Below are 21,722 nucleotides of genomic sequence, written 5' to 3' on the forward strand. Positions count from 1 at the left end.
CCCTATAACAATCCCTTCTTTCTCAGCTCCCGTTGCCGATCGAAAATGTATTTTATGATTTTATCCCTGTCCCGTTCTTCAATAATAGTAAACTGTATACCGATATTGTAACCTTTTTTGGGTTTTTCCAGGGGCAGGCAGCGTACTACCTTGCCTACGGCGATGATTTTATCCTTTGGCAGTTTTAAATGGAGTTCCAGTTCGGTCCCCAGTTCCAGGGGTTGCGGGATTTCGATGCGCACGCCGCCACCGGAAATATCTTTGGTTACAGTATCAGTTCCGGTTATATCATCTTCTTGCAGTTTATAAAAGGTCAGGGGAACGCTGTCATCCAGGCGGACGTAGTTGCGTCTCTGTACCCGATTTACTGATTCTGGAATGCTAATGGATAATATCGCTTGGGGAGCTGTGGCCCGGGAAATTACTTCAGATTTAAAGCTGTATATTGCCGACTGGTCAAAATACCGCACCAGAATTTGGCTTCCTACTCTTACGGGAACAGGTACTCCTTTACTAAAGGGCAAAGCGAGGATGATTCTGTCAGGTGCAATCTCTTCTACTCGGCTGCGGTAAACCCCGGAAAGATTTTCTTCCAGCAATTCTATTTCCACATTCTGGTTTACCGACAGCTGCGGTACTACCGCCACTCAAATCCCTCCCTCAACTGAAGAAACCAATAATTTTGTTAAAAAATGATTTAACTCCACCTGGCGGTTTTTGGGTATCCTGCCCCGTTAATAATTTATCGGCAATTCCTTTCATACAGGTACTGGCCAAGCAATTGGGGTATTTTAAAACAAAAGGTTCCTGATATTTTACCGCCTTGGATACATGGAGATCATCCCAGATAAAACCCAGTTGCTCCAAATTCAATTTCAAGAAACGCTGTGAAACCATGGTTAGTTTATTGGCTGTATTTTTGCCTTCCTCCATGTTTTCGACCCGGTTGACCACCAGACTAATGCGGGCATCCGGTTTCTTGCTATGCAAAGCCTTTATTAAACCATAAGCATCTGTAATACTGGTCGGCTCCGGTGTGCAGACCACAATTACTTCATCTGCCGCCTGCACAAAAGCCAGCACATTCCGGTTCAGACCGGCACCGGTATCGATAAGGAGTATGTCTGCCATACCCTCTAATTCCTGCAGGCTCTTAATAAAGGTATTGAGTTTTTTGCGGGATATATTAGCCAGTTCCTGAATTCCCGACCCTCCTGCAATGATCCCCAGTCCACCCGGGCCAGTTGTAATTATATCTCTAATATTCATCTCATCTTTAATGAGATTATAAAGGGTATATTTAGGAGTTACACCCAGGACTACATCCACATTGGCCAACCCCAAATCAGCATCGAAAACCAGTACCTTTTTACCTAATTTTGTTAAAGTAAGGGCCAGGTTAATGGTAAAATTGGTTTTACCGACCCCGCCTTTCCCTGACGTTACAGCAATAACCCTGGTTCGGTTAAAGCGCGGATCTTTTTCTCTCAGCTCAGCCTCAGCCTGTTTCTTTAAATTCAAAGCCAGTTGCCGTAGTTTTTCTGCCTGATCAGCCATGGCTTATCTCTCCTTTATCAGTTTACCAGCTAACCAGGTCGGGTCAGCTTCACTGATATCATCTGGTACTTCTTGTCCCGTTGTAACATAGACTAAAGGCTTCCTGGTTTTTTGCAGAACTGAGAGAATACCGCCAAAAGAAGAAGTTTCATCAATTTTGGTAAGAATAATTTTGTCAAACTCTATATCCCGGTAATTTTCAACAATCTCCAGCATATCTTTTCGTTTTGTCGGTGCACTCAGAACCAAATAGGTTTCATCGGGCTGGGCCGCAGCAATAAAGCTTTTGAGTTCCACCATTTTATCTTTGTTGCGGTGACTGCGCCCGGCCGTATCGATTAGCAGTAAATCTTTATCCTGATGTTTTTCGATGGCCTCTTTCATGTCCTTAGGCGAATAAACTACTTCCACAGGCAGCCCCATAATATCTCCATAGGTTTTTAGTTGCTCAACTGCTGCAACCCGATAAGTATCTGAAGTCAGTAACGCTACTGCAAAATTTTGCTTGATAGCAAAGTTAGCAGCAATTTTAGCAATCGTGGTAGTTTTACCAACCCCTGTTGGCCCAATGAAAGAGACAACCAGCGGTCTTTCTTTGTTTTTATTCTTTTTTACAGTAATAGGTTTACCTTTTTTAAAATATTTCTCCAGGACATGCAGTATCTTCTCCTCTTCTGTTTGACTCTCTTCCTCACTTGCTCTAAGCTGTTTAAAAATCTTTCTTAATATGTTTTCTTCAACTTCCTTGTCCTGAAGCAGGGCCCAGTATTTTTTCCCTTCTTCTGACAACTCGGCTGGGATTTTCTTTTCATCCACTATTTCTGCCATACGGTCAATTTTCTCTTTCAGTTCATGAATTTCCTGCTTCAATTCGACATTTATTTGTTTGTCCTGGATCTCAACAGGCTGTGACGGTACTGGAGGAGAGGAAATTTTTTCTTCAACCGCAGCGGTAACCTCTACCATCTGGCGGCCAAAGAGCCCGAAAAATCCACCCTCACGAAATTTGCGGGTATGGATGATCACAGCATCTCGCCCCATATCATTTCTGACTTTCAGCATCGCCTCATTAACTGTAGGTGCCACAAAGCGTTTTACTTTCATTTCAGATGGTCACCGTCCCAACCGCTTGAATTTGTACATTCCCTTCCAGTTCATTGTAGGAAAGGATGGGTAAATCCGGTAATACCCGTTCCACGATTCTGCGGATATAAATTCGCAATAAGGGCGGACAAAACAACACAGGCTGAATCCCCCGCTGCCATTGCTGATTAACAGCATTCTGTAAACTGGTGTAGAATTTCTGAGCCGACATCGGATCTAAAGCGATATAGGAACCATGTTCTGTCTGCTGTAGATTTTCTCTCAATTGCTGTTCCAGCTCCGGGGCCAGGGTCAGGACAGCTATTTGTCCGTCTCGTGCGAACTGTCTGGTAATCTGTCTTGATAAAGCTTGACGAACATATTCAGTCAGCACATCAATGTCTTTGGTGGCCCGGGCCTGGTCTGCCAGGGTTTCCAGAATGGTAACCAGATCGCGAATGGAGATTTTCTCCCTTAACAGGTTAGCCAGAACCTTCTGGATTTCACCCAGATTCAACAGGTCAGGCACCAGTTCCTCAACCACCGCCGGATTGGTTTCTTTCACATTATCCAGCAGTTTTTTCACATCCTGCCGGCCCAGAATCTCATGGGCATGAGACTTGATGATTTCCGTCAAATGAGTTGCCAGTACCGAGGATGGGTCTACAACAGTATAACCTTTTAGTTCCGCTTCTTCTTTCAGATGAGCAGGAATCCACTTGGCCGGTAAGCCAAAAGCCGGTTCAACCGTGTCTATTCCTGCTATATCATCCTCCGCCAGACCAGCATTCATTGCCAGATAGTGGTCGACCATCAATGTACCGGAAGCAACTTCTACTCCTTTGATTTTTATAACATAGCTGTTAGGTCTAAGCTGCATATTGTCCCGCATCCGAATGGGAGGCAAGACAATTCCCAGCTCCAGGGCACACTGACGGCGAATCATTACTACCCGGTCCAGCAAATCCCCACCCTGTGAGCTGTCTACCAGTGGAATCAAACTGTAGCCCAGCTCCAGTTCCATCAAATCCACCTGTAACAGGGAAAGCACATTTTCCGGCTTGCGGGCTTCTTCCGCTTCTTTAACTACTTCCTCTTCTACCGTCTCCTCACTGGTCTTTGCAGCCCGGTTTATTTGCCAGGCCAGTCCCCCCAGGATAGAGGCCAGTAATATCATCGGCAAAGGAGGCATGCCCAGCAAAGCCAGCAGCAGCAAGGCAGCCGCAGCTAAAGCCAGGGCCCGTGGACTATTAAACATTTGTCCGACCAGTTCCTGTCCCAGACTGGATTCCGAAGCAGCCCGTGTTACTGTGATACCTGTGGCCACTGAAATCAGCAATGCAGGAATTTGAGTAACCAGACCATCACCAACCGAAAGCACCGTATAAGTCCTCAGGACCTGGGTAATATCGCTGGCTCCATTTTGAACGAGCCCGATTATAAACCCACCGATGACATTGATTGCAGTAATAACCAGAGAGGCGATAGCATCTCCTTTTACGAACTTGGAAGCACCATCCATAGCCCCGTAGAAATCAGCTTCCCGCTGAATATTTTTCCTGCGCTCTTTCGCTTCCTGGTCATTGATTAAACCAGCGTTTAAATCAGCATCAATACTCATTTGCTTACCGGGCATCGCATCCAAAGTAAAGCGAGCAGCAACTTCCGATACCCGCTCTGCCCCTTTGGTAATGACCAGAAACTGAATTACCACCAGGATTAAGAAAATAATAAAACCAACTACCGCATTACCTCCAATAACAAACTCACCAAAGGTTCTGATTATCTCCCCCGCTTCCCCCCGGTTCCCCAGAATCAAGCGAGTAGAAGATACATTCAAAGAAAGCCGGTAGAGAGTCATAACCAGCAACAAAGTGGGAAAAGCGGAAAACTCCAGGGCATCTTTAATATACATTGTCACCAGCAAAATTACTAAAGACAAGCTGATATTAATGGTCAGCAATACGTCCAGAAGCCGCGGCGGCAGAGGGATAACCATCAACAAAATCATCATGATTACTGCTCCTGCTACCACTATATCGCTATTGCGAAAGCCTCTCGAAGCCGCTGTTTGTGGTGTTGCCACAACGCCACCTCCTTCGGGCTATATTTTCCCTTTTAGCTTGTAAACATAAGCCAGCACTTCAGCCACAGCTTGAAATAGTTCTGGCGGGATAAACTCACCGATTTCAACGCTTTTATATAAAGCTTGTGCCAGTGGCTTGTTTTCAACAGTAACAACCCCGTGTTCCCGGGCAATTTCTTTTATTCGTTTTGCTAACAAATCTGCACCCTTGGCTACTACCACAGGAGCAGGCATTTTGCCAGCCTGGTATTTGATAGCCACCGCAAAGTGGGTCGGGTTAGTTATAACCACATCAGCCCTGGGAACTTCTTGCATCATTCTTCTTTGAGCCAGAGCTCTCATTCTTTCTTTAATTTTAGCTTTAATTTGCGGGTTACCTTCCGTTTGTTTGTATTCCTCTTTAATTTCTTCCTTACTCATGCGCAAAGATTTGTTAAATTCCCAGCGCTGATAAGCATAATCAAATAATGCCAGCACCACCAGCATACCTGATGTGTATAACCCAATCTTAATAATCATATGGCCGATAAAAGCGAGACCAGTATTTAATTCAACGGTTTGCAGACCGGGAAAAAACATAATCTGATTTTTAATGATCCCATAGGCAACAAGAGCAACAATAGTTACCTTAAACAGAGATTTAATTAATTCCACCAGGGTTCTCTTGCTGAAAATCCGTTTAAAACCTTCAACGGGATCTATGCGCTCCCACTTCATCGTTAACCCTTCAGTAGTTAACAGAAAACCCGTTTGAATCAGATTAACCGCTACACCGGCGATGATTGCCCCCAGCAAAAGCGGTATGAGGATCTTGGCTCCAACGAGAATCCCCTGCCAGAGGAGAACTGGAATAGTGTTGGTTGTTAGTAAATGCTCTTTTAACTGCACACCGTAGATATTTCGAATAAATTCTCCCATAGTCTGGTAGGCAAAATTACTGGTCAAATACAAAATAGTAAAGGCACTTAGCAATACGAAGGCTGAACCAACTTCAGGGCTCCGGGGAACCTGACCTTTTCTGCGCGCTTCTTGCCGGCGTTTAGGGGTGGCCTCTTCGGTTTTTTCACCGGCAAAAAGCTGTAATTGCTGTAATTTTAGTTCCAGCATGTCCGTCCCCCTTATCCATGCATGAATGTGGCCAGCAAATCAAACCCCTGCCAGAAAACCTGATTTAAAATCTTTACATAGAGAGGCAGACTTAGCATCAAAAAAATCAAGCCAATAAAGATTTTCAATGGTAAGCCCACAACAAAAATATTCATTTGAGGTACAGTGCGAGCTAGAATCCCCAGCGCTATATCAACTACTAGTAGAACCCCCACTACCGGCAAAGCAATTTGTAACCCGGTAATTACTGTAAAAGGAAACCAGTTAAAAACCAGGGTACTAACCCCCATCTCCAGCCAGGGCTGGCCAGGTTTTAACAAGGTAAAACTCTTGATCAGTGTCATGACCAGTAAATGATGACTGTCAGTTAACAAAAAAATCAGTACTGCCAGCATGTTCTTAAAATTGCCAATCAATGGCATGGCCTGTCCAAAAGTTGGATCCACCAGGGTGGCCATGGATAAACCGATTTGCAGGTCTATCATCTCTCCTGCCAGACTGATGGCCGCAAAAACCAGATAGATCACAAATCCCAGCGCCAGACCAAAAGTGAATTCATTGAGAGCTAACCAGACAAACCCGTAAATATTAGTGAAGGCAGGTAGCTGCTGAGGTGGCAGGCTGATGGTAACTAAAGCAGCTAGAATAAGAGCAATAGCTATTCTCAGTTGTTGGGGAAGTACACGAGCACTGAAAACCGGTGCGATTACCATCAGTCCACCAATACGGAAAAAAGCCAGAAGAAAAACTGGCAATTTTTGCTCTATTAATAGTAATTCTTGCATAGCTCAACCCCTGTTAACCGATAAATTTATGCAAATTCCCCAGTAGATTACCGGCAAAACTCAATAAAACATTCATCATCCAGGGGCCAAAAATCAGCAGCACTGCCAGGACTGCCAGGATCTTGGGTACAAAAGCCAGGGTAGCCTCTTGAATTTGGGTGGTTGCCTGAAAGATACTAACCAGCAAACCCACCAGTAAGCTGCCCAGCAACACCGGCGCGGAAACCAAAACAATAGTAAATATTGCTTCTTTTCCCAGATAAATAATAAAGTCCTGGGTCATAGTTTTTCACCCTATCTAAAACTCAAAATTAATGACTGCACAACCAGATCCCAGCCATCTACCAGTACAAACAGCAATAACTTGAAAGGTAGTGAAATCATCATTGGAGGTAACATCATCATACCCATGGACATTAAGGCGGAAGCTACAATCATATCAATCACAATAAATGGGATAAAAAGGAGAAAACCCATTTCAAAAGCTGTTTTTAATTCACTAATAACAAAAGCAGGAATAATTACATAAGTGGGTATATCTCGATAAGTCCTGGGTTTCTCCAGTTTATGCAAGCGGATAAATAAGGCCAGGTCTTTTTCCCGGGTTTGCTTCAGCATAAATTCGCGTATAGGATCTATTGCCTTAGTTAAAGCTTCCTGCTGGGTAATTTTCCCTGCAAAATAAGGTTGTAAAGCATTTTTATTAACCTGATTAAAGGTAGGTGCCATAGTGAAAAATGTCAAAAAGAGAGCTAAACCTATGATCACCTGGTTCGGTGGCATTTGCTGAGTAGCCAGGGCCTGGCGCAAAAAACCCAAAACCACTACGATTCTGGTAAATGAGGTCATCAGGATTAGCAGCGCCGGCGCCAGAGACAGGATAGTTAATACCAGAAGAATTTGTAAACTGGAGCTCAAATCACCATTTTGACCGGTTGTCTCTACTCCTAATTTAATCCCTGGTATAATGGTCCCGGAAACAGCCAGCAGAGGGGTCATTAGCAAAGACATTTTACTGGTCGCCCCCTTTCCCGGCCAGATTGCGAATTTTTTCGATCTGCTTTTGTAACTGACTGGTAAAATCAACCAGCTGTCTGTCCAGCTGCTGGGGTGAATTTCCCTTAGCCGCCATCAGCTCCTCAATCAGTTCCTGGTCAGTTATTTCCGTCAGCAAATTCACACCACCAGAACCTGTTCCCAGCAAGTAAAAGCGACTGCCAACCTCGACGATAATTAAGGAATTGCTTACGGATAAATCGAGTTTGTCGACTACCCTTAATACCTGACTATCCAGCTGGCCAGGTAGGTTTACCCGGTAATAGCGATTTTTGACCCAGTAAACCGCTGCGCCAAGCAGGCCCAGAGTGATGACTACTTTTAAGAGATATGCACCTATACTGGGCAGCTCGGTCTGAGCCGCTGTCTTAACTGTTTCCTCACCAAGGGCGGGTGGCAAAGGTTGATCCTGGAAAGAGGTCGGGGCCGCACCAGCCAGTTGTCCCGGCAAGATTAGCAAGGCTGCAAAAATAATGCTAAATAGTTGTTTTTTCACCCCGAAACCCCCTTTGTTTTTTCTTTAAAGTAATGCTTTTTTTACAGCCTCAATTACCCGTTCAGGCTGGAAAGGTTTAACAACAAAATCCCGGGCTCCGGCCTGAATGGCATCAATTACCATCGGTTGTTGCCCCATGGCACTGCAAATAATAATTCTCGCTTTTGGATCGATTTTCCTGATCTCTTTCAAAGCTGTTAATCCATCCATATCCGGCATGGTTATATCCATGGTTACCAGATCTGGTTTCAATAGTTGATAAAGTTCTACTGCTTTGCGGCCATTTTCCGCTTCAGCCACTACATTATAGCCCGCCTTGGTCAAAATGTCCTTAATCATCATCCGCATAAAGGCAGCATCATCCACTACCAGAATTTTGGCGCTCATCATCTTCCCCCCAGCTTAATATTACGTTAACTTGCCAAATCGTTCCATCGGGCTGACAATATCTGTGATCCTGACGCCAAAGTTTTCATCAATAACTACTACCTCACCTTTGGCCACCAGTTTTCCATTAACCAGTACATCCACAGGCTCACCAGCTAGCTTATCCAGTTCCACCACTGACCCCGGTCCTAATGTTAAAATTTCTTTAATGGTTTTCCGTGATTTACCCAGTTCCACTGTTATCTGCAGGGGAACATCCATGATTAAATCCAGGTTTTGCGGCATTTCCGCTTTGGCTCCGCCTTTATCCAGGGGAGCGAATTCAACGGGTTGCACTGTGACTTTTTTCGTTTCACCTGCCATTGACTGAACCCCTCCATTTCCCCCTCTGCTTACCTGGTCCTGTATGGGTTGCTGGATAACCGGCGCCAGCTCTGGTTCCGGTATATAGGCAGGTGTTTCTGGAACAGGTGGCATCTCCCCTTTGTTGATATCACTCAGCATTTGTTCTACCAGCTTCCTTCCCAAATCGAGGGGAATCAGCTGAAGTAGATGGCTGTTAACCAAATTTCCAATTTGCATGGAGAATGTTATTAAAATCACAGGCGCTTGTTCATCCTGGCCAGTTACCAGTTTTTCACTGGCCAGATTGATGGTACGGGTTCGCGGTGGACCAATCTCAACCCGTCCGGCCAGAATCTGGGACATGGCTGTTGCTGCTGAACCCATCATCTGGTTCATCGCTTCGGCGACCGTAGATAGGTAAAATTCATCCAGCTCCTGAGGGGGATTAGAACCATCATTACCCATCATAAGATCAGCTATGATCAAGGCATCCTGATTCTGAATAACAAAAAGATTAGTTCCATGAAGTCCTGAAGTATAGTCTACTTCTACCAGAACGAAGGGCATAGGGTAGCGGTTTTCTAGCATTTGATAGGTAATTACTTCAACCTGTGGAGCTGTAATCTCGACCCTGGTATTGAGCAATGTAGAAAGAGCTGTGGCAGCCGCTCCCATCGCCATATTTCCCAGCTCACCCAGAGTGTCTTTTTCTATATCACTTAGTAAATAATCCAGGTTATCATGTCCGGCGGTCGCCTCTTGCTGAGAACTATCGTCCTGAAGAGTCGCAGAACGGAGGAGAGCATCGATTTCTTCTTGTGATAATACGCCGTTATTCATAGGCTATCTTCTCCTTCTTCAATAACTCGCACTATTCGAACCCCCAAACGGCTTCCTATAGTTCCAGGCAATCCTAAAAATTTAGGAGTCTGCCCTATATATAAACGTACTAGTTCATCGCTTTTTGTATCAAGCTTAATAATATCCCCAACTTCCACTTCAAGTAGTTCTTTTATCGAAATCGTCCCTTCTCCCAATCGCACAGAAATATTAACATTAATTTTTTGCAGTTTGTTTTTCAATTTCTGTAAATATTCTACATCTGTTTCTTTCCTGCTTGTACCATACCAAATATGCGCATTTAATCTTCCTATGATTGGTTCTAATGTTAAATAGGGAATACATATCGAAAGCATACCCGTTTGTTGCCCAATTCTTGCCTCAATCCCAATCAGTACAACCATTTCACTTGGTGAAACTATCTGAACAAACTGTGGATTACTTTCCTGACTCTCTAAAATGAAGTCAATTTTAAAGACATTACTCCATGCTTCTGAATAATAGCCAAGCAACGATGTTATTAATTTTTGTAAAACAACTTGTTCGATATCTGTTAAATTACGAGCTTTTTCTACGCTTTCTCCAGGGCCACCCAATAACCTATCCAGCATTACAAAGCCGATAGCAGGATTTATATCAAGTAAAACGTTACCATTTAACGGTTTGGAGGAAAGGACACTAACTATAGAAGGATTTTGTAATGAGTTTATTACTTCTTCATAAGTAATTTGTTCAACTGACACAACAGTTAGCTGGGTCGCTATACGTAAATACGCTGACAAATAAGTTCCAGCTAATCTACAAAAATTCTCATGAATTGCCTGGATTGTATGCAATTGTTCCTTTGAGAATTTTGAAGGGCGACGGAAATCATAAACTTTTACAGTTGATTTTTTATTCGATCCATATAATAAACTATCCTGTTCATTATGGGAAATACTTGCTAAAGGCTCTTTACCATCTTTTTTTTCTTCTTGTGTTAATGCAGCTAGCAAAGCATCAATTTCTGCTTGTGAAAGTATTTCACTCACACTACCAGCTCCCAAGCTTTATTTTTGTACAACAAAATCCGAGAAATATACATTTTTCACCATACCTGGGAGAGTTTTTTCATTAAGCGTCTTGGTAATTTCCTTGGCTAAATTAACCATGGAATCTGACTGGGTAACATCTTCCAGTGTTTTACTTCTTAAAATATTAATAATATCATTGCGAATAATCGCTTCCCTCGCTTTAGCTGTTGCCTCATTTTTTGCATTAGTTAATTCTATAGTAACTTTGGTTTTTAAATAGGGTGAAGCTTCGGGATCATTTAAATTAACTATAAATTCTCCAGCTTCAATAATCGGTCCTATTTCTGATGATTTGCTTTCAGTAGCTGCTGGTTGCTTGGTCAAACTCGGCAATAGACTTTTAATTAAAAAATAATTGGTTCCTACTACCGCTACAACGATAATAATTATTGCAATCCCAATGGTAAAATAGATTTTGTTGCTTTTGGTTTCATTGTTGGTCTCTGAAGCCAACCTTTACACCCCCATTTATCATTTAGGTTCTTTTTCTGATTCAGAAGAATGAAGAATGACTATATCAACCCTTCTATTTCTGCTGCGATTTTCTTCTGATGTATTAGGTACTATCGGCTTGTATTCACCATATCCTGCAGCAGATAATTTTTGGGGGGACAATCCATGTTTTTCAATCAAATAAATTAGTACCGTAGTAGCACGATCCGTTGATAATTGCCAGTTACTTGGATATTTACTATTTTTAATTGGTACGTTATCAGTATGTCCCTCAATTCTAATCGGATTATTTAGTTGTTTAAGTAATCCGGCCATCTGATCCAGAACCTTTATTGCCATTGGTGTTAAATTGGCTTTACCTGTGTCAAACATAACAGAATCTGCCAGGCTTATAACCAAGCCCCGTTCCTCGATATTCATAATCACTTTATTTTTAAATCCTAATTTAGCAGCATATTTCTCTATTTGTTCTTTTATTTTTTGAAACTCCTCATTTTCTTTTTTTCTGATTTCCATTTCCTGTTTTTTCTTTTTTAACAATTCCAAATCACTGCTACTTTGTTCTTCAGGTGCTGGTACCTGAACTGTCGAAGCTCCCCCTTGGTCAAGAACAACGCTACTACCGCCACTTGAACTATTAAATGCAATTGATAAAGAATGCGCCAATGCTTGATATTTTTTGGCATCAGTCTGCGACATGGAATACATAATAACAAAAAAGGCTAGTAATAAGGTAATCAAATCGGCATATGTTAGCAACCAGCGAAGCTCGCCGCTGCCACCATGCCCCCCTCCACCGCCCGAACTGGCAGTTTTTTGTTTGCGTGCCATATATTATTTCTCCCCTCCTTCAACAGGGAGCTGAGACCTAATTTTGGGAGATAAAAATGCCATTAGCTTTTCTTTTACAATCCTGGGGTTTTCACCTGCCTGAATGGAAAGTATTCCCTCTATCATTATTTCTCTGATAAGTTGTTCAGTGCTACTTTTACCTTTTAGTTTGTTTGCCAGCGGCAAAAAGATAACGTTTGCTGAAGACACCCCATAAAATGTTGCTATAAAAGCGGTGGCAATAGCCGGCCCTAGCCCGGCTACATCCGATAAGTTCCCCAAAACGTGAACCAGCCCCATAACAGTCCCAATAATCCCCATCGTCGGTGCAAAACCACCGGCAGTTTCAAAGATACTTGCGCTGCGATGATGTCTTTGTTCTAAAAAGGCCAATTCTGTTTCCAAAATATTTCTAACAAGTTCCGGGTCTGTACCGTCAACGATTAATTGTATTCCTTTACGTAAAAAATCATCGTCCATGCTACTTGTCTCATTTTCTAAAGCAAGTAAACCTTCTCTTCTGGCTCTTTCAGCAAAACTGACCAGGTTTTCAATAACACTGATCGGGTCAGTTTTTTGAGTAGTAAAAGCTATTTTTAATACCTTTCCGATTTCTTTTATATCTTCAAGGGAATAACAGATCAGGGTAGCCCCTATGGTGCCGCCAAAGACCAGTAAAGCCGCTGATTCGTTGATTAATGAATGTAGTTCCCCACCTTCTAAAATAACACTGATCAACAGCGAAGCAATCGCTAAAACCAGACCAATGATTGTCGCTAAGTCCACTATTTACACCTCACTTCTCTACCGGGAACATACCAATCTGGCGTTTATAGTGAATTACTTTTCCAATAATTTCATCTACACTTTCCTGCACAACAACTTTTTTGCCACTAACAAGGGATATCACCGTATCTGGGGTTTGTTCTATAAACTCTATTTGCTCGCAATTGACAACAAACTCTTTTCCATTTAAACGCGTGACCTTTATCATTTATGTCACCTTCTAATTAATCCAAGCAGCCGAGAGCGGCTGCTTGGATTATCAATTTAAACTACCTCTTTAGATTAACCAGTTCCTGTAACATTTCATCAGAAGTAGTTATAATCCGTGAATTGGCCTGGAACCCCCTCTGGGTCACAATCATATCAGTGAATTCCTGGCTCAAATCCACATTGGACATTTCCAGCGCCCCGGGGGTAATAGAACCCCGTCCACCTGTGCCAGCCGGGCCAATCTGGGCCAAACCGGAGTTGTTGGAACGTTTGAAAAGGTTTTCGCCCATTTTCATCAACCCGCCCGGATTATTGAAATTAGCAATAGCAATTACTGCCAGATCTTTGGTAAAACCGTTAGAGAATATACCGGTAACTGTCCCATTCTTGTCGATGGTAAAGCTCTGCAAAGTACCCGCCGGGTTCCCGTTCTGGTTAACAGCACTGGCTGTAAAAGGCGAAGTGTACTGAGTAAGGGACTTGAAATCAGGAATAATATTTACTGTCTTGGCCCCGGAAGGGGAAAAACTATAAGCTCTGGTCAAATTTATATTTTTCGGATCGATAATCAAGTTTGCCAGTCGGGTTTCATCAGCTTTTAACTGACCGCTCTGATCGAAAATAATATAGCCATATCTGGGATTAAGTTTATCGATTCCCAGGCTAGTTTGTACCTTTAACAAATCATCAACATATTCAGGACTATATGTTGTCGTGTACCATCTAGCGGTATCTACAGTACTACCGCCATATTCGATAGTTATCGTGTCTCCATCCTTAACCTTGATACTTCTGGTTGCGGCATTAGATGCGCCATTGGTAAAATTAAAATCACTTTGGAAAATACCTGTATCAGGACCTGTTTCTGTTAAAGTTATTGTAAAACCAGTAGGGTCACTATCCGAATAAATTTTTATTGTTATAGTTTCAGCTACTGAAGGATCAGTATTGGCAGCGGGATCTGTTACGGTAAGCGGATAAGGAACACCTAAATTATCAATATAATAATTATTGCCAAATACGGTGCCCGCTCCAGTATACGGTGCAGTTACATTCAAACTATAGTCTCCGGAAAATTTGGGGTTGCCAGCAGCTACCTGTTTATTTGCCTCCACTGCCGCATAAGCTGCTTCTAAAATAAATAGCTTTTGGGCTACATCCAATGAATCAAAATTAGCCGCGCCCCCCGTGAGATACGATACCTGGTCACGAATGGAAAAGGCTGGATTACCAGTATCCTGAACCAGATCAGAGAATTTTAAGTCCTTAGTAATCGGCTTGCCATCTATGGTAACATTAGGGTTTGCCAGAAAAGCTGCTCTCTGGGCCAGGTTTAATACCTGATATTGCGTTTCCAGCTTCGTGGTTGGTGTAGGAATAGGATCTCCAGGGCCTCCAGGTAATAACGAATCATAGGTGTCAAATTGACCGATAAAAGTTTGAATTATCGCATCGTTATTACCTAAGCTAACTGTATAACCCCAGGTGGTATTTCCATCAGCATCAACAGATAATTTTTCGAAGTTTGTCACTATAGTATGGGCATTGCCAACAGAATCATAAACCTCTACCTGTGTCTGATGAACAGTCCCAAGTTTGGCACTGGCATCCAGATTGTTGGCATAGGTCACTGCTTCGGTTGCCTGAGGTTTCATGGACTGACCGATGGGAATAGTGATATTAGTTAAGCTGGTATTAGTGACTATCTTGCCATAGGCATCAACTGTGGTCCAACCCATTACCTTCATCCCGTTGGAGGCAAAAATCAGATTGCCATCCTGGTCCAGGTCAAAAATCCCGGTTCTGGTATAGAGCTGATCCGCACCATCAGAAAGGATAAAGAAACCATCCCCCTGCAGGGCCAGGTCAGTGGTCTTGCCAGTAGACTGCAGGTTACCCTGGGTCTGAACATAATCGATGCTGGCCACCTGGACACCCAGACCTACCTGTTGAGCATTGACGCCACCGCGCCCCCCTTGAGGAGCAGAGGCACCTCGAATGGTTTGTACCAGCATTTCCTGAAAATTAACCCGTCCTCTTTTAAACCCAACCGTATTTATATTAGCAATATTATTACCGATCACATCCATTTTGGTTTGATGATTTCTCAAACCCGACACACCAGAGAATAATGAACGCATCATACGCAATCAAACCTCCTCTTTTTGTACCGCTTCAGTCAGTCCACGGCACCTGGGCCTCCTCACTGAGGTCCAGCCCGTTAATCCATAATTACAGCACAATCTATATTGGTAAAGACATTTTCCTTCATTGCTTCTTTGGTTACCGCTGTAATTACAGTCCTGTTTTTGATACTTACCACATAAGCCGTATTATCCAGCCAGATTAGCGCTTCCTTTGCTCCTTTTGCAGCAGCTTTGGCGACAGCATCTTCCAGTTTTTGCTGAGCCCTTTCACTGATGGTGCTGTTTCTGAGGCCCAATCGTTCTAAGGCATGGCCGGAAAACTTCAACTTTTGCTTGTTTACCGCTTGTTGCAGGATCCCCGCAAAATTAACGTTTTTGCTGATGCCATGCCCAGGCTGATTGACAGCAGGTTTTATACTCTGACCGGTAATTCCGCGTAACATCTCACTCATAGCTCTCTATCCCTCCCGGTCACAGGCTAACTTCCAAAATCTGTTCAATGCTTACAACTTGATCATTAACTGTCAGTTTTACCTGTCCATCTACCTTCTGAGCAGCAGTTACCAGCCCGGAAATAACTCTTTCCTGCCCTTTTTCATCAGTCAATTTGGCTTTAACCGTCTTGCCGAGCAGTTCAGTTCCTCGTAACAAGTTAACATTTAAGTTCAGGTTCTGCATTTGTTCCAGGCTGCTGAACTGGGCCAGTTGGGCAATAAAATCCTTATCTTCCATAGGGCGCAGCGGATCCTGATAGCGCAATTGAGTGGTCAGCAACTGTAGAAACGCATCTTTGCCCAGGTCTTTATTATTTGCTTTTGGTGCTACCCCACCCTGATTGGTAGTTTGCTGAACCTTACTGATAGTCATCTTTCTCACCTCCTTAAGCTCGATAATTAATCTGACTCAGTTTGATTTCAGCAGCAGTTTCGCTGTGCTCCAGCTCTTCCTGCAACCATGTACGAAGGGAACGTTTTGTGAACTGCTTGAACATACCCGAATTTCTCTCTCGCTGTTCCTGCTGAAACTGCTGAAATATCCCGTTCTGCAGGTCTGAAACAGTAAGTTGTCCCAGTTTCAGCCCCTGGTCAGCCAGGCTTTGTTTGAGATTAGCAAGATCTGCCTCAATAGTTTGACGCACGAAACTATCCAGAACCTTGATTTCCCCTTGCAAAACTCCGTTTTCCACTTTGAGGACAATTTCCAGCTTCCCTAGATGTTCAGGTTTTAATTGAATTTCAATGGTCGTTTTTTGCTGTTCCCGAACCACCTGGCTCTTCTGAACGATTTGTTCATTAATCTGTCTGGTCACTTGCTGTTTATCTGCCGGTGCTTGAACTGGCTCACTATCCCTGTGGAATTCCGGTAGAGAAAAATGCCTGGTTTGAGCAACTGGTTGATCTGAAGTTTCCCAATTCTCACTTGCCATTTCCTCGCCAGGTTCCCCTGGCTGAACTGAGGGCCCATTTTCCTTCACATAGATAAGCACTTTCTCTTTCAAACCTTCTTCTCCAGAATTTGCAACCAGCGTAGCCTTTAACATTTCCAGCTTTTCCTGTTGCGGAACCTGATGCTGTTCTTTTGCGATTTGCGGTAGATTTAAAACTTCATTAACCCGTACCATCCTGGGTTGTACCATTATGGGTTCCCGGGATCGCATTTCAGGTAGCTTAAATTGAAGCGATAAACCGGAATCTGCTTTCGATACGACTAATGCAGATTCTTGCTTCTGTGCTACCTGGCCAGTTAAAGCCTTAATTAGTTTCATAGATTGCATATCAGCTGGCTGCTCAAATTGTAGTGATAAACCGGAATCTTTTATTTGAGGTTTAAGGTCTGGCATATCTGCCTTGGGCATAACTGCTGGAGATTCTTGTTTTAGCACTATCAGATCAGCTAAAGGCTTAACTGGAAACTCATGAAACAATGATGTTTGTCCAGTTGAGGGCTCCTTGTCTTCGACAGGTATTGCTGTGTCTGCTAAAATCTGCCCTTGTCCTGGCAGTCTTACCCCTAAAACAGCAGGGGAGACAGTAGGCGGTTGCCTTACTGCATCTACTAATATTGGTCCCTGGCCCGGTTCTTGAACTTGAACTTGAACTTGAACCTGATCCAGTAGCTGCCCCTCTTGTTCAGTAATCATCTGGGATCGGGGCGCTAATGATGGTATGGAGAGCAGGTTAAAAAGTTCAAGAGGCAAATCCTTAGCTCTGTTAATGCCTTCACCTTCCTCTTTCTGTTTGACTGGCTCAGCCTGTTCCTGTTTGCTTTCCTGCACAGGAGCCAAAACAGAAAGCAGCAATGAGGTAAAATCCCCTGCTTTCCCATTTGCATTGCCTGCAGTCTCAATTTTCTTGAGTTCAGGAAACCCCAGCAGCAAGGCGGCTAAATTGACATTTTCCACTCGCTCACCTCCTCTCATTCAGCATTTTGGTATAACCAGCCGCCTGGTCAGGCGACATAGCCGCCAAAATTTTTGCCACCACATCGGCTTCCATAGCCGCCAGGATGTTGACAGTGAGGTTATTATCCAGCTTAACCAGTACCGCCGCTGCTTGCTGCGGTTTCATCTCAGTATAGTACGCAGCCAGCTGTTGGGCTTTTTTGTCATTATTCTCAAGCCGGCTTTGAACCAGTTCCTGTTGCATTTGTTCCATTTCAGCCTTTTGTTTATTGATTTGATCAGTTAAAAGGTTAGCTTGCTTTTCTGTTTCCGTCAATTTTTTCCTGAGCTGTTCATTCTCTTGTTTGAGTTTCTGGATTTCTTCTTCCAATAAGGCTTGCTGATTTTTAACAGTTTTAGTTGTAGCAGTTTTTTCAGTTTTCCGCCAGCTCCAAATCTGGTAATGGTCCAGGGCCCAGGCCGCTCCTGCAACAACCCCTGCTAACAGCAGGACAAATAAAATCCATTTTACTACCCTCATTCCTTTGCCCCCTTTAGCTATGTTCCTGGTACCAGTACCGGACGAGGGCCAATTCATCTAAAATAATCTGCTCTTCTTTTAATTGTTTTTGCCGATGTTCCTCCCATGCTTTGGCCCGGAGGTTTTCTAGCATTTTGCGATAGCGCATTTTCTCCTGCAGCATTGCCATTTCATCCTGATATGCTTTTTCAGCTTCTGCAACCTGAGTTTGTTGTCTTGAGATCTGTCTAGCCAATTTATCCAGATAAAACTGCATCTCAATAAGCTCCTGAACTGAGCAGCCCTTTAACATGTTTTCCTGTTGAGAATAAAGGGCAGTTTGCTTATCCTCCATGAGGGATTCCAGCGTTTCCTGTTCTTTTCTCAGCTGCCGCTCTGCCACCCTGGTTTTGTTTAACTGCTGTTCTTCCAGTTTCACAGCCAGATCTAACAGGGCTTGTAAACGAAACTTAAACTTCCTCATGGCCTACTTCCTCGCTCTGTCAGTTGCAGCAAGCGCTGCCAGGTCTCAGTAAAATCCCAGTTTTCCTCGGTATCCTGTTGCAAAAATCCTTTAATCTCCTCTAGATTGGCGATGACATAATCCAGTACCGGGTTGGTTCCATTTACATAGGCACCAATTTCAATTAAATCTCTGGCCTCCTGATAAGTGGCCAGAAAACTGCGGAATCTGGCCGCCGCCAGTCTTTGTTCTTTGCCGACTATTTCTGTCATTACCCGGCTGACACTATTGAGTACATCAATGGCAGGATAATGATTCTGCGCTGCCAGCTGACGCGATAAAACTATATGGCCATCTAGAATACCTCTTACCGCATCAGCAATAGGCTCATTATGGTCATCCCCATCAACGAGAACGGTGTAAAGACCGGTAATAGAACCCTTTTCACCGGTACCTGCTCTTTCCAGCAATTTAGGTAAGAGAGCAAAAACCGATGGTGTGTATCCTCTGGTTGCCGGCGGTTCCCCTACTGCCAATCCGATTTCCCGTTGTGCCATGGCAAAGCGGGTAATAGAGTCCATCATCAGCATTACATCATAACCCTGATCTCGAAAATATTCGGCTATAGCAGTAGCCACCATGGGAGCCTTCAGGCGAACCATAGCCGGTTGGTCAGAAGTGGCCACCACCACCACCGACCGTTTTAACCCTTCCTCCCCCAGGTCCCGTTCAATGAACTCCCTTACTTCCCTTCCCCGTTCCCCTACCAGAGCGATAACATTAATATCAGCCTTGGTGTTGCGGGCGATCATGCCCAGCAAGGTGGATTTACCCACCCCGCTACCAGCAAAGATACCGATCCGCTGCCCCTTTCCCAGAGTCAAAAGACCATCTATGGCTTTCACTCCAACAGCGATGGGTTCAGAAATGCGCCTCCTGGTCAAGGGGTTGGGGGGTGTATTATGAACAGGATAAACCATACTGCCTTTTATTTCCCCTTTGCCATCGATAGGCTGGCCCAAACCGTCCAGGATGCGGCCCTGCAACTCTGGTCCAACGGGAATTTCCAGATTGCGCCCCAGAGCCAGCACCTCGCATCCCGGTCCTATCCCGCTGGTATCAGCCAGGGGCATCAGTAATACTTTCTTTTCCTTAAACCCCACCGCTTCGGCAAGAATCCTCGGACCGCCATTTCTACTGCTAATAGCACATATCTCCCCCAGCTGCACCCCGGGCCCATTGGCTTCAATAGTAAGGCCAATTATCTGAGTAACCCTACCCTTAACCCGGATCAATTCGGTGTTTTCAATTGACTCCAGATAGCGCCATTTCTTCGCTGTCCAGCTCATCTTCCATCACACCTTTTAAGCTTTCAGCCAGCAGCTGCATTTGCTCTTCCAGAATCGCTTCCACCCGGCCATACTGAGTTTCCAGAATCACACTACCAGGCGACAAACTGGAATCCGGTTGAATCCTTAGCTTGCGAAGGGTAGGATGATTGGCGATTATCTCATCCAGCCAGCCACTGACTTGCTCTACAGCCTGAGGGGCCACATACAAAATTCCTTGCTCACTGTCCAGCACTTTTTCCACTACTGCTTCAACCTGCCCGCGGAGATAGTCTGGATTAATTTCCGGCAGCGCTTTCAAAATGCGGGCAGAAATGGCTAGTACTAGTTCTACCATCAATTCTTCAGCTTCCTTGAGAGCCCGTCTTTTGTTTTCCGTAGCCGCCCTAATAATAGCTGTTAAAGCAGAAATTTTTTCTTCCCATTGCGCTAATGCCTGTTTTTGTCCTTCCTGCAGTCCCTGTTGAAAAGCCTGGGTGCGCAGGTTTTCCCCTTCTTGACGGGCATTGGCCAGAATGGCTTCCGCTTCATCATGGGCTTCAGCGATTATTACCTGAGCCTGTTCTTTAGCCTGGTTGATTAAATCCGCCACCATTTCTTCTGTTTCTTTTAAGATGCTTTCCCGGACCTTTTCCAGCTCTTCCGCATCTGGTTTAAATATTTCAGGTCCAGTTTCTTCCCCGGTTTCATTCAGCTGCAAAATTCTGAGCCGATGAACCGGCAAAGGAGCCAGATTAGCCACATGAGCAGATTTGATGACTTTAGACAATGATCTCATCTCCTCCCCCACGTGCTATGATGATTTCGCCAGCTTCTTCTAGCTTGCGGATAATGTTAACAATTCGCTGCTGCGCATCCTCGACATCCCGCAGACGGACCGGGCCCATAAACTCGATGTCCTCTTTGAGCATCTCCGCTGCCCGCTTGGACATATTGCGACGAATTTTGTTACCAACTTCTTCGCTGGCACCTTTCAGGGCAAGAGCCAGATCCTTGCTGTCAACCTCCCGCAGAACTTGCTGGATTGCCCGGTCATCCAGTAACACAATATCCTCGAAGACAAACATGCGCATTTTGATTTCTTCTGCCAGTTCTGGATTCTGAATTTCCAGGCTTTCCATAATCACCTTTTCGGTAGAACGATCCACGCGGTTCAATATATCTACAATGCTCTGTAATCCGCCGGCAGTAGTGTAGTCCTGGGCAAAAACAGATGACATCTTGCGCTCCAGAACCTTTTCAATTTCCTTGATAACCTCCGGTGACGTACGATCCATTAACGCTATCCGTCTCGCTACATCCACCTGAATTTCCGGCGGCATAGCCGACAGGAGCTGAGCTGACTGATCCGGATTTAAGTAAGCCATCACCAGCGCAATAGTTTGAGGATGCTCACCCTGAATGAAGTTCAATAACTGGGATGGATCAGATTTGCGAATAAAGTCAAATGGTCTAACCTGAAGGTTTAAGGTCAGTTTTTGGATAATGTCAATGGCTTTTTGAGTGCCCAGGGCTCGCTCCAGGATTTCCCGGGCATAGTCGATACCACCCTGGTTAATATACTCTTTGGCTATACAAAGCTGATGAAATTCACGCAACACCTGTTCCGTATATTCCCGGCTGACCTTGCGCAAATTGGCAATTTCAAAGGTCAGTTTCTCCACTTCATCTTCCTTCATTTTTTTCAGCACCTGAGCTGAGAGCTCAGGACCAAGGGCTATTAGCAATATTGCTGCTTTCTGCTTTCCTGTTAGACCTTTGGCCAACT

At 44.2% G+C, this 21,722-nt stretch carries 25 protein-coding genes; all 25 read right to left on the reverse strand.

All coding sequences use genetic code 11. From position 1 onward, the window contains the following. Positions 1-2: 2 nt before the first annotated feature. The 25 genes from CTH_RS07930 to fliG all read right to left on the reverse strand — a co-directional run bounded on the left by CTH_RS07930 (position 3) and on the right by fliG (position 21,720). Positions 3-647, reverse strand: a complete 645-nt coding sequence (locus CTH_RS07930; protein ID WP_078665273.1) for a flagellar brake protein — start codon at positions 645-647, stop codon at positions 3-5. Between the two features lie 13 nt (positions 648-660). After that, entirely contained in the window at positions 661-1,557 is an 897-nt protein-coding gene (locus CTH_RS07935) for a MinD/ParA family protein (RefSeq protein WP_078665274.1), read from the reverse strand. 3 nt (positions 1,558-1,560) lie between these two features. Beyond that, a complete protein-coding gene (flhF, locus tag CTH_RS07940; RefSeq protein WP_079933049.1) occupies positions 1,561-2,661 on the reverse strand; it encodes a flagellar biosynthesis GTPase FlhF in 1,101 nt (366 codons plus the stop codon). 1 nt (position 2,662) lies between these two features. Beyond that, positions 2,663-4,726 carry a flagellar biosynthesis protein FlhA gene (gene flhA / locus CTH_RS07945; protein ID WP_107753486.1) on the reverse strand — a complete coding sequence of 688 codons (2,064 nt, stop codon included), beginning with the start codon at positions 4,724-4,726 and terminating at the stop codon, positions 2,663-2,665. An 18-nt stretch (positions 4,727-4,744) separates the two neighbouring features. Then, positions 4,745-5,833: a flagellar biosynthesis protein FlhB gene (gene flhB / locus CTH_RS07950; RefSeq protein ID WP_107753488.1), complete on the reverse strand. Its 1,089-nt coding sequence runs from the start codon at positions 5,831-5,833 to the stop codon at positions 4,745-4,747. 11 nt (positions 5,834-5,844) lie between these two features. Continuing rightward, positions 5,845-6,618: a flagellar biosynthetic protein FliR gene (gene fliR / locus CTH_RS07955; RefSeq protein WP_079907441.1), complete on the reverse strand. Its 774-nt coding sequence runs from the start codon at positions 6,616-6,618 to the stop codon at positions 5,845-5,847. A gap of 13 nt (positions 6,619-6,631) precedes the next feature. Next, positions 6,632-6,901, reverse strand: a complete 270-nt coding sequence (fliQ, locus tag CTH_RS07960) for a flagellar biosynthesis protein FliQ (protein ID WP_078665279.1) — start codon at positions 6,899-6,901, stop codon at positions 6,632-6,634. An 11-nt stretch (positions 6,902-6,912) separates the two neighbouring features. Beyond that, entirely contained in the window at positions 6,913-7,629 is a 717-nt protein-coding gene (gene fliP, locus CTH_RS07965; RefSeq protein WP_079933052.1) for a flagellar type III secretion system pore protein FliP, read from the reverse strand. Position 7,630: 1 nt separating this feature from the next. Beyond that, positions 7,631-8,170, reverse strand: coding sequence for a FliO/MopB family protein (locus CTH_RS07970; protein WP_078665281.1), 540 nt, complete (start codon positions 8,168-8,170; stop codon positions 7,631-7,633). A 24-nt stretch (positions 8,171-8,194) separates the two neighbouring features. After that, entirely contained in the window at positions 8,195-8,557 is a 363-nt protein-coding gene (locus tag CTH_RS07975) for a response regulator (RefSeq protein ID WP_078665282.1), read from the reverse strand. A gap of 21 nt (positions 8,558-8,578) precedes the next feature. Continuing rightward, complete coding sequence (gene fliY / locus CTH_RS07980) at positions 8,579-9,742, reverse strand: flagellar motor switch phosphatase FliY (protein WP_107753491.1); 1,164 nt, start codon at positions 9,740-9,742, stop codon at positions 8,579-8,581. Next, on the reverse strand, positions 9,739-10,773 hold the full coding sequence (gene fliM, locus CTH_RS07985; RefSeq protein ID WP_107753493.1) for a flagellar motor switch protein FliM: 1,035 nt from the start codon (positions 10,771-10,773) through the stop codon (positions 9,739-9,741). Before fliM ends, fliY begins: the two co-directional genes overlap by 4 nt. A gap of 18 nt (positions 10,774-10,791) precedes the next feature. Next, positions 10,792-11,268 carry a flagellar basal body-associated FliL family protein gene (locus CTH_RS07990; RefSeq protein ID WP_107753494.1) on the reverse strand — a complete coding sequence of 159 codons (477 nt, stop codon included), beginning with the start codon at positions 11,266-11,268 and terminating at the stop codon, positions 10,792-10,794. 18 nt (positions 11,269-11,286) lie between these two features. Beyond that, complete coding sequence (locus tag CTH_RS07995) at positions 11,287-12,099, reverse strand: OmpA family protein (RefSeq protein WP_107753497.1); 813 nt, start codon at positions 12,097-12,099, stop codon at positions 11,287-11,289. A 3-nt stretch (positions 12,100-12,102) separates the two neighbouring features. Then, a complete protein-coding gene (locus CTH_RS08000; protein ID WP_078665287.1) occupies positions 12,103-12,885 on the reverse strand; it encodes a flagellar motor protein in 783 nt (260 codons plus the stop codon). Between the two features lie 10 nt (positions 12,886-12,895). Continuing rightward, on the reverse strand, positions 12,896-13,093 hold the full coding sequence (locus CTH_RS08005) for a flagellar FlbD family protein (protein ID WP_078665288.1): 198 nt from the start codon (positions 13,091-13,093) through the stop codon (positions 12,896-12,898). Positions 13,094-13,154: 61 nt separating this feature from the next. Continuing rightward, a complete protein-coding gene (locus tag CTH_RS08010; protein ID WP_078665289.1) occupies positions 13,155-15,239 on the reverse strand; it encodes a flagellar hook protein FlgE in 2,085 nt (694 codons plus the stop codon). 77 nt (positions 15,240-15,316) lie between these two features. Then, positions 15,317-15,694, reverse strand: a complete 378-nt coding sequence (locus tag CTH_RS08015) for a TIGR02530 family flagellar biosynthesis protein (protein WP_078665290.1) — start codon at positions 15,692-15,694, stop codon at positions 15,317-15,319. A 19-nt stretch (positions 15,695-15,713) separates the two neighbouring features. Next, positions 15,714-16,109, reverse strand: coding sequence for a flagellar hook capping FlgD N-terminal domain-containing protein (locus tag CTH_RS08020; protein WP_078665291.1), 396 nt, complete (start codon positions 16,107-16,109; stop codon positions 15,714-15,716). Between the two features lie 13 nt (positions 16,110-16,122). After that, a complete protein-coding gene (locus tag CTH_RS08025; RefSeq protein WP_159073841.1) occupies positions 16,123-17,643 on the reverse strand; it encodes a flagellar hook-length control protein FliK in 1,521 nt (506 codons plus the stop codon). Between the two features lie 4 nt (positions 17,644-17,647). Further along, positions 17,648-18,163 carry a MotE family protein gene (locus CTH_RS08030; protein WP_159071884.1) on the reverse strand — a complete coding sequence of 172 codons (516 nt, stop codon included), beginning with the start codon at positions 18,161-18,163 and terminating at the stop codon, positions 17,648-17,650. Between the two features lie 13 nt (positions 18,164-18,176). Beyond that, positions 18,177-18,626, reverse strand: coding sequence for a flagellar export protein FliJ (gene fliJ / locus CTH_RS08035; RefSeq protein WP_078665294.1), 450 nt, complete (start codon positions 18,624-18,626; stop codon positions 18,177-18,179). Then, positions 18,623-19,954 (reverse strand): flagellar protein export ATPase FliI, encoded by a 1,332-nt coding sequence (gene fliI, locus CTH_RS08040; protein WP_078665295.1) that lies wholly within the window; start codon positions 19,952-19,954, stop codon positions 18,623-18,625. Before fliI ends, fliJ begins: the two co-directional genes overlap by 4 nt. Next, on the reverse strand, positions 19,911-20,723 hold the full coding sequence (locus CTH_RS08045) for a FliH/SctL family protein (protein ID WP_159071885.1): 813 nt from the start codon (positions 20,721-20,723) through the stop codon (positions 19,911-19,913). The genes fliI and CTH_RS08045 overlap by 44 nt, the downstream gene beginning before the upstream one ends. Beyond that, positions 20,716-21,720, reverse strand: coding sequence for a flagellar motor switch protein FliG (gene fliG, locus CTH_RS08050; RefSeq protein ID WP_078665297.1), 1,005 nt, complete (start codon positions 21,718-21,720; stop codon positions 20,716-20,718). The genes CTH_RS08045 and fliG overlap by 8 nt, the downstream gene beginning before the upstream one ends. Between the last annotated feature and the right edge of the window lie 2 nt (positions 21,721-21,722).

This window comes from Carboxydocella thermautotrophica (assembly GCA_003054495.1).
Classification (GTDB): Bacteria; Bacillota.